An 8,732-nucleotide genomic window follows, 5' to 3' on the forward strand; every position below is an offset into this window, starting at 1 on the left:
GCCGACATCCTCCCCACCCCCGGCACCCACGCCGCCGCCTGCGCCGTCGCCTACCCCGACGCCCGAACCCGGGAACGATCTTCGGGTGCAGACCGATGTGATCGAGGAGCAGCTGGATGAGAAAGAGCAGCAGGAAGGCGATGGCCAGATCAATGCGCCGGTCTTCCTGACCCCGCTGATCGAACTGCGCGAGTTTGAGCAGTTCGGCTATGCGCCGCTGATTGACGAACCGGTCACAGGCGCGGGCAATGAGGATCTGTGGACGCCGCTGCCCCCGGTTGAGCCGTGATGCGGGCCTCCGGCAACCGTGTGCCTGTGCCTGCTTGACGCCCGCATCGGTTTGGCGGCATTGGCGGGGGCATGGAAAGCACTGACCAGACCCCGCTGATGCTGTTCAACAGCCTGACGCGATCGCTTGAGCCGTTTGCCCCGGTTCATCCCGGCGAGGCGCGCGTCTACAGCTGCGGGCCGACGGTGTATAACTACCAGCACATCGGCAACATGCGTGCCTATGTCTTTGCCGACACATTGGGGCGCACGTTGCAGTGGAAAGGCTATAAGCTCACCCATGTCGTCAACATCACCGACGTTGGCCACCTGACGTCCGACGCCGATGAGGGCGAGGACAAGATGGAACGCATGGCCGCGCGCGAGGGCAAGTCGGCATGGGATATTGCGCGCTTTTATCAGCAGGATTTCGAGCGCGATCTGGCGCGGCTCAACGTCCAGCCGAAACAGCATCCGCGCGCGACTGACTATGTCGATGCGATGATCGTCTGGGGCAAAAGCATTGCTGACAGGCACTGCTACGAGCTGGACAGCGGGCTGTATTTCGATGTTGCGACCGTGGCGGATTATGGGCGCTTGGCGCGCGCGGTGACCGAGGATGGGGAGGGCCGGATCGAGTCTGTCGAAGGCAAGCGCAACGCGGCCGATTTTGCGATCTGGCGCAAAACTCCGCCCGGTGAGGCGCGGCAGATGGAGTGGGATTCGCCTTGGGGCCGCGGCGCGCCAGGCTGGCACCTAGAATGCTCGGTGATGGGCGAGGCGCTGCTCGGCTTTCCGTTCGACATCCACACCGGTGGGATCGACCACCGCGAGATTCACCACCCCAACGAAATCGCGCAGAACCAGGCATTTTGCTGCCACGCCAAGGACGATGGTGGCCTCGATGACCCGCGCAACTCGGGCGCCAAAATCTGGATGCACAACAATTTCCTGATCGACCGATCCGGCAAGATGTCTAAGTCCAGCGGCGAGTTTTTGCGGCTGCAATTGCTGATAGACAAGGGCATCCACCCGCTGGCCTATCGGCTGATGTGCCTGCAGGCGCACTACCGGTCAGAGCTTGAGTTCACCTGGGACAATCTGCTCGCGGCGCTGACGCGGTTGAAGCGGATGGTGATGGCTGTGGCAGCGCTGCGTGACACGGCCATGTCTGCCGGTGTAGTGACGCATCCGCGCCTGCTGGCAGCGCTGGCAGAGTTTGATGCTGCGATATCGGATGATCTCAATTCGCCCAAGGCACTGACCGTGCTCGACGAGGTGCTGGGGCAGAAAAAGATCGATGCTGCCGAGCGTCTGGCGGCGATTGCGCGCATGGATGCGGTGCTTGGGTTGAACGTGATCGCCATGTCGCGCCCTGACCTGCGCCTCCGCCCAGCCGATGCCACCATCAGCGAGGCTGAAATCGAACGGCAACTAAAGCTCCGCAAGGAAGCGCGTGCCGACAAGAACTTCGCCGCCTCCGATGCGATCCGCGACGCGCTGACCGCCGCCGGGGTCGAGGTAATGGACGGCGATCCGCTCGGCTGGGAGTGGGCCATTCGCGTCTAGCGGCGCAACCGCCAGCGTTGACCTTGCCGGTAATCGCCGCCGCGCGCAGGTCTGCTAGCATGCCCGCATGATACAACCGATCCTCTGGCTGCTGCTCGCTGCGGTCCATGCCCTTCCGGCAATTGCGCTGTTCATGCCCGGCCTGTTGACCAGGCTCTACGGCATTCCTGCGGCGGACCCCGCATTGCTGCTGGTCCAGCACCGGGCGGCGCTGTTTCTTTGTGTGGTCATCGTCTGCCTGTGGGCAATGATTGACCCCGGGGTGCGCCGACTGGCGGTGGTGGTGGCTGCGGTCAGCATGGTCTCGTTCCTTATGCTGTTCTGGATCTCCGACGCGCCTGCATCGTTGCGCGGCATCGCAATGGTTGACCTTGCCGCGCTGCCGCTGCTTATGGCATCGGGCTATCTGGCATACAGATAGCTGAAGCGGTGAGGGGCAATAATGACCAAGGCAGTGATATCGGGGCTGGTGCGGCCCCTGCTGGAAAGCCGACTGCCTGCGAGCATCGACGTCGCCTGGATCATGAGCGCGGATGAGGCGCTGCGCGAGGTGACCGACGCCGACATCGCCTGGGTCGATATGCACGACAAGCAGGCGATGCGGAACATCATGCTGGCGGGCGAGCGGCTGCAATGGGTCTCGACGATCTACGCCGGGCTCGATCATTTCCCGGTCGATGAGCTGCGCGCGCGCGGCACCCGCGTGACCAACGGCGTTGGCGTCAACACCATCGCGGTCGCCGAATATGCCCTCCTTGGGATGCTCAGCATTGCCAAGGGCTATGCCGATGTTGTGCGCGCCGCCGACCGGCGCGAATGGCTTTACGCCTCGCCCGGACACGAGGAACTGTATGAAAGCCGCGCGCTGATCATTGGCTATGGTGCAATCGGCGCAGCAGTAGGCGCGCGGCTCAAGGCCTTTGGCGTTGAGGTCACCGGCGTTGCCCGCACCGCGCGGCCCGATGACGGCATTCTTGGCGCGGATGCGTGGCAGGCGCAGATCGGTGACTATGACTGGGTGGTGCTTGCCACCCCGGCGACCGCAGAGACCACCGCGCTGATTGACGCGGCTTTGCTCGCGGCGATGAAACCCACAGCGGTGCTGGTCAATGTCGCGCGCGGCAGCTGCATTGATCAGGATGCGCTGGTCGATGCGCTCCGGAGCAAGCGAATCGCCGGGGCGTTTCTTGATGTCACCACGCCCGAACCGCTACCCGCCGATCATGTGCTGTGGACGCTGCCCAACGTGCAGATCTCAATGCATTTGTCCGGCCAGGCCCAGACCAAGATGTTTCAGCGCTCTGCTGCGCTTTTCCTTGACAACGCAGTCCGCTTCCTTGCCGGAGAGCCGCTGGTCAACGAGGTCGATCTGTTGCTGGGATACTGACCTGGCGGGGGGCAAGTTTGCCCTCCGTTTTGACGTTTTGCCGGGTGACTCGGCAAAAATTTGTGTTTATGTCTGTCTACATAGGGGGCAACGGTCATGGGGGACGGTGCCTTTGCAATCTGCTTCCCCATCTGGGTGCCCAATGCACAACGCAACGCCCCCGGTCTGTCCTTTCGGTCGCACGATTTGCACTGCCATGCCATCCGGTCCCGGGGGAGTTAATTCATGACCAAAGCATCTGATCTGTTCATCCAGTGTCTGGAAGAGGAAGGCGTCGAATATATCTTCGGCGTGCCGGGCGAAGAAAACCTCGACATGCTCGACAGCCTCAGCCGCTCGACCAAGATCAAGCTGATCCTCACCCGGCATGAACAGGGCGCGGGTTTCATGGCAGCGACCTATGGTCGCCACACCGGCAAGACCGGCGTGTGCATGGCAACGCTTGGCCCCGGTGCGACCAATTTCGTCACCGCAGCGGCCTATGCGCAGCTTGGCGGCATGCCGATCCTGATGGTGACCGGGCAAAAGCCGATCAAGAAATCGAAACAGGGCCGGTTCCAGATTCTCGACGTCGTCGGCATGATGAAGCCGATCACCAAATTCACCCACCAGCTGGCGAGCGCCGACAACATCCCCAGCCGGGTGCGCGAGGCGATCCGCCTCGCCGAAGAGGAAAAGCCCGGTGCCACCCACATCGAGTTTCCCGAGGACATTGCCGAGGAAAAAACCGATTCGGTGCCATTGAAGCCCAGTCACACGCGCCGCCCCAATGCCGACAAGAAATCGATCCGCGCGGCGGTGACCGCGCTTGAGCAGGCGAAGTCGCCGGTGCTGGTCATCGGGGCGGGGGCAAACCGCACACTCACCAGCAGGATGCTGCTCCAGTTCATTGAAAAGACGGGCATTCCTTTCCTGACCACCCAGTTGGGCAAGGGCGTGATCGATGAGCGGCACCCCAAGTTCCTGGGCTGCGCGGCGCTCTCGGCCGGTGATTTTGTTCACCGCGCCGTTGAGGCGGCTGACTTGATTCTTAATATCGGCCACGATGTTATTGAAAAACCACCGTTCTTCATGCATCCGGGCGGCACCCCGGTGATCCATATCTCGCCCAAGACGGCCGAGGTCGATCCGGTTTACTTCCCCGAAATTGAGGTGATCGGAGATATCGCCAATGCCGTCTGGCAGATGAAGGAAGATATTGTCCCCAATGGCGGCTGGCAGTTCGACCATATGCTGGCCTTCCGCAAGGCTGAGGTCGAGCATACCGAATCGCTGTCGGGTGATGCCCGCTTCCCGATCTTCCCGCCCTATCTGGTGCAGGAAATCCGCAACGCGATGCCCGATGATGGCATCATTTGCCTCGACAACGGGGTTTACAAAATCTGGTTCGCGCGCGGCTACACCGCCTATCGGCCCAACACCGTGCTGCTCGACAATGCGCTTGCCACCATGGGCGCGGGGCTGCCCTCGGCGATGATGTCATCGATGGTCTATCCTGACCGCAAGGTGTTGGCGATCTGCGGCGATGGCGGGTTCATGATGAACAGCCAGGAAATGGAAACCGCTGTCCGCCTCAAGCTCAACATGACCGTGCTGATCCTCAACGATTCAAGCTATGGCATGATCCGCTGGAAGCAGGCGAACATGGGTTTCAAGGACTTCGGGCTGACCTATGGCAACCCCGATTTCGTCAAATATGCTGAAAGCTATGGCGCGATCGGGCACCGGGTGACGTCGAGCGAACACCTCACCGATGTGCTCGCCCATTGCCTCGCCACACCCGGCGTGCATCTGATCGATTGCCCGGTGGACTACACCGAGAACGACCAGATCCTGAACATCGACATCAAGCGGATGTCCAAGGAGCTTTAGTCAGAACTCCCTCTCCCCTTGAGGGGAGAGGGTCGGGGAGAGGGGAATGCGTTTCCCTTTCCTTATGTCATACCGGGGGAGGGCGGCCCCCTCTCCCAACCCCCTCCCCTCAAGGGGAGAGGGCTTTAAGGGACTTGTCATGACCAGCCTCAAATCCGTTTATCCGCTCTATCTCAACAATGTGGCCGAGCAGCCGAACACCGATCTTGAGGTGACCGACAAGTTCACCGGCGAGGTCGCGTTCCGGGTGGCGCAGGCCGATGCGGCGACGATTGACAAGGCGATCGCGGGCGCGGTCGAGGCGGCCGAGCCGATGGCGCGGATGGCGAGCTATGAGCGGCAGGATGTGCTCACCCATTGCGTCACCCGCTTCAAGGAGCGGTTCGACGAGCTCGCCTATGCATTGTGCATCGAGGCGGGCAAGCCGATCAAGGACTCAGAGGGCGAGGTCAGCCGGTTGATCGACACCTTCCGCATTGCGGCGGAAGAGGCGGTGCGGATGAATGGCGAGGTCCAGACAATGGACATCAGCCCCCGCGCCAAAGGCTATCAGGGCATGTGGAAGCGTGTGCCGATTGGCCCGTGCTCGTTCATCTCGCCGTTCAATTTCCCGCTCAATCTCGCTGCGCACAAGGTTGCGCCTGCGATTGCGGTGGGTTGCCCATTCGTGATGAAGCCCGCCAGCCGCACGCCGCTGGGCGCGATCATTATGGGTGAGGTGCTGGCCGAGACCAACCTGCCCAAGGGCGCGTTCTCGATCCTGCCCGCCAGCCGCGATGGTGCCGATCTGTTCACTACCGATGACCGGCTGAAACTCTTGTCGTTCACCGGATCGCCCGATGTGGGCTGGGATTTGAAGGCCCGCTGCGGCAAGAAAAAGGTCGTGCTCGAACTGGGCGGCAACGCAGCGGTGATCATCGACCATGATGCCGATCTGGATGATGCGCTGGAACGCGTGGTGTTCGGTGCCTTCTACCAGTCCGGGCAAAGCTGCATCGGGGTGCAGCGGATCATCATCCACGCCGATGTGTATGATCGGTTCCGCGACATGCTGGTCGCCAGGACAGCCAAGCTGATCGCGGGCGACCCCAAGCACCGCGACACGTTCATCGGCCCGATGATCCATGTGAAGGAAGCGACACGGCTCGATGGCTGGGTGCAGGAGGCGGTGTCGCTGGGCGGCACACTGCTGTGCGGCGGTAAGCGCGATGGCGCGATGCTTGAGGCGACGCTGCTCGAAAATGTGCCGTCCGAGGCCAAGATCGTCACCGAAGAGGCGTTCGGCCCGGTGGCGGTGCTGTCCAGGTTCACCGATTTTGGCGACGCGCTGGCCGAGGCCAACAACAGCAAGTTCGGCCTGCAGGCGGGCGTGTTCACCCGCGATCTGTTCAAGATGTTCGATGCCTGGGATCATCTCGATGTCGGCGGCGTGGTGATCAACGACGTGCCCAGCTTCCGCATCGACAACATGCCTTATGGCGGGGTCAAGGATTCGGGGCTGGGCCGCGAAGGCATCCGCTTTGCGATGGAAGACATGACCGAAATCCGCAACCTGCTGATCCGGCGATAGGACTCAGACTGAGCCACCCGCTCTCCGGCGAATGCCGGAGCCCAGGAAACGGATTGTGCTGACGTTGCGTAATGGATTGCCGCGTGTGCCAGAGAGCGTCACGCGGAACCCGGCCTATCCCGGATAGCGGATCGCCATGACCTCCCATTGTTTCTCGCCGCCGGGCAGCTGGACATTGCGCACATCGCCCACTGCTGCGCCCCTCAATGCGCGCGCGAACGGCGCGTTCCAGCCGATCCGCCCCGCGCCAGCATCCTGCTCATCATCGCCGACCAGGGTCAGCGTGCGGCGGTTGTCGTCATCATCGGCGATCTCGACCGTCGCGCCGAACCAGACCCGGGTCTTGTCCTGCTGCGCCGCCGGATCGATCACCCGCGCCGCCTTCATCTTGCGCGCCAGCCGGTTGAGGTCGCGGTCAATCTCGCGCATCCGCTTGCGGCCATAAAGATAGTCGCCGTTCTCTGACCGGTCGCCATTGCCTGCGGCCCAGCTGACGATCTCGACAATGCGCGGGCGCTCGGCGCCGAGCAGGTTGTCGTAGCGGGCCTTCAGCGCGGCATAGCCTGCGGGGGTGATGTAGTTGGGTTGATCCACATTTTGACGTTAATGGCCGTCGCTCCAACATTCCACGTTTTCCGGCGAAAGCCGGAATCCAGGGGCGGATGCAGCGCAACACGACTCCGGACTCCGGCGTTCGCCGAAGAACGGAGACGGGAGGAACCGAGAAGCCTCAACCCGGCGTGTTCTTCCCCAAGTAACGGCTCAGCCTGTTCGCACCGCGCATCGTCGCGCGCTCGGGGTGGAGCACATCATAGACCACCGCGTTTTCAAGCACCCGCTGGACATAATTCTTGGTCTCGAAAATCGGGATGCGCTCGACCCATTCGATGATGTCGATGCCGCCGGTGCGCGGGTCGCCATTGGCGCGCAGCCATTTGTTCACATTGCCGGGGCCGGCGTTATAGGCAGCGACTGCGAGCGGGTAGCTGCCGCCATAATAGTCCATCATCCGCGCGAAATAGCCCGCACCCAGCTTGATGTTATACTGGGTATCGTCGGTGAGCGCGCCGAGCGAATAGCCCAGCCCCATCTTGCCTGCCTGTTCGCGCGCAGTGCCCGGCATCAGCTGCATCAGGCCGCGTGCACCCGCATGGCTGACGGCGTTTTGCGCATACTGGCTTTCCTGCCGGGTGATGGCGTGGATCATCGTCCAGTTGTTCTCAAAGCCCGGCGGCACCGGCATATGCGGGAAGGCAATCGACTGCAGGTCATCGACCCCCTTGGCGCGCGCCGACTGGCCAACGATCACCGCCAGATCGCGGCGGCCGATCTGCTGCGCGAGTTCGGCGACCAGCACGTGCTCTTCGGGAGTCTCCGCTGTGGCGGCGACCGCGCCGAAGAACCGGCGCTGGGTCGGCCAGTCACTGCTGCGCGAAACCATTTGCGTTGCCTGCACCAGGCTGCTGGCGTTGAACCGCCCGCGGTCAACCGCGCTGACCACCGCCTTGGGGGCTTCGGCGAAGCGCGGCATCTCGCGGCCCAGCCGTTCAAGCGCGAGCTGGCCGTAGAAATGATCGGGGTAGATCGCCGCCATTTCGAAATAGCGCGACGCGTTGGCGCTGTCGCCCGCCTGCGCGGCGGCGCGGCCTGCCCAGTAATAGCCTTTGGAGCGGGTCTGCGGCGTGCGCGCGCCGCTGCCATAGCGGGCAAACATGCCCGATGCATCCTGCGCACGGCCCAGATTGCTGAGCGCCACCGTTCCCGCCAGCCATGTGAGGCTGGTGTAATGGTCGCGCACTTTGAGGCTCTCGCCAGAAATGTCATGGCCCGGCGCAAAGGCATCGTCGACCTTGGCCGCGATGTCATAGGCGAGGCGGGTCTGTCCGTCATTATTGGCGGCGCGCGCCTGCCCCAGTAACAGTTCGTACCAGACTTCAGGATTGGCCGGGCGATAATCCAGCGGCGGGCGACTGGCGAGCAGCGCGCGTGCGCCGCCCCAGTTGCCGCTGTCGACCATCCGCTTGGCACGTTGGGCGACATAGCCTGCATCGCGCAACGCCTCTGCGC

Annotated in this window: 8 protein-coding genes; 6 read left to right on the plus strand and 2 right to left on the minus strand. The window is 62.8% G+C overall.

Annotated features, from left to right (window positions below):
- The 6 genes from ACEW8G_RS12945 to ACEW8G_RS12970 all read left to right on the plus strand — a co-directional run.
- A partial coding sequence (locus ACEW8G_RS12945; protein ID WP_373488825.1) for a hypothetical protein occupies positions 1 to 289 on the plus strand: 289 nt, incomplete at its 5' end.
- A 71-nt stretch (positions 290 to 360) separates the two neighbouring features.
- Positions 361 to 1,836 (plus strand): cysteine--tRNA ligase, encoded by a 1,476-nt coding sequence (cysS, locus tag ACEW8G_RS12950; protein WP_373488826.1) that lies wholly within the window; start codon positions 361 to 363, stop codon positions 1,834 to 1,836.
- A gap of 67 nt (positions 1,837 to 1,903) precedes the next feature.
- The gene (locus ACEW8G_RS12955) at positions 1,904 to 2,257 is read left to right on the plus strand and encodes a hypothetical protein (RefSeq protein WP_373488827.1); all 354 of its coding nucleotides are present in this window, start codon (positions 1,904 to 1,906) and stop codon (positions 2,255 to 2,257) included.
- Positions 2,258 to 2,278: 21 nt separating this feature from the next.
- Positions 2,279 to 3,223 (plus strand): D-2-hydroxyacid dehydrogenase, encoded by a 945-nt coding sequence (locus ACEW8G_RS12960; RefSeq protein WP_373488828.1) that lies wholly within the window; start codon positions 2,279 to 2,281, stop codon positions 3,221 to 3,223.
- A gap of 225 nt (positions 3,224 to 3,448) precedes the next feature.
- On the plus strand, positions 3,449 to 5,095 hold the full coding sequence (locus tag ACEW8G_RS12965) for an acetolactate synthase large subunit (RefSeq protein ID WP_373488829.1): 1,647 nt from the start codon (positions 3,449 to 3,451) through the stop codon (positions 5,093 to 5,095).
- 139 nt (positions 5,096 to 5,234) lie between these two features.
- Complete coding sequence (locus tag ACEW8G_RS12970; protein WP_373488830.1) at positions 5,235 to 6,665, plus strand: aldehyde dehydrogenase family protein; 1,431 nt, start codon at positions 5,235 to 5,237, stop codon at positions 6,663 to 6,665.
- A 114-nt stretch (positions 6,666 to 6,779) separates the two neighbouring features.
- On the opposite strand, the gene ACEW8G_RS12975 is transcribed toward ACEW8G_RS12970, so the two are convergent.
- On the minus strand, positions 6,780 to 7,259 hold the full coding sequence (locus ACEW8G_RS12975; RefSeq protein ID WP_373488831.1) for a GreA/GreB family elongation factor: 480 nt from the start codon (positions 7,257 to 7,259) through the stop codon (positions 6,780 to 6,782).
- A 136-nt stretch (positions 7,260 to 7,395) separates the two neighbouring features.
- A partial coding sequence (locus tag ACEW8G_RS12980; RefSeq protein ID WP_373488832.1) for a lytic transglycosylase domain-containing protein occupies positions 7,396 to 8,732 on the minus strand: 1,337 nt, incomplete at its 5' end.

It is taken from the genome of Blastomonas sp. (genome assembly GCF_041747255.1).
Lineage (GTDB): Bacteria > Pseudomonadota > Alphaproteobacteria > Sphingomonadales > Sphingomonadaceae > Blastomonas.

Excerpts from the sequence above, each read along its gene's own strand:
- ACEW8G_RS12960 (WP_373488828.1), top strand. The coding sequence starts at position 2,279 with ATGACCAAGGCAGTGATATCGGGGCTGGTGCGGCCCCTGCTGGAAAGC.
- ACEW8G_RS12955 (WP_373488827.1), top strand. The coding sequence starts at position 1,904 with ATGATACAACCGATCCTCTGGCTGCTGCTCGCTGCGGTCCATGCCCTT.
- ACEW8G_RS12970 (WP_373488830.1), top strand. The coding sequence starts at position 5,235 with ATGACCAGCCTCAAATCCGTTTATCCGCTCTATCTCAACAATGTGGCC.
- ACEW8G_RS12965 (WP_373488829.1), top strand. The coding sequence starts at position 3,449 with ATGACCAAAGCATCTGATCTGTTCATCCAGTGTCTGGAAGAGGAAGGC.
- cysS (WP_373488826.1), top strand. The coding sequence starts at position 361 with ATGGAAAGCACTGACCAGACCCCGCTGATGCTGTTCAACAGCCTGACG.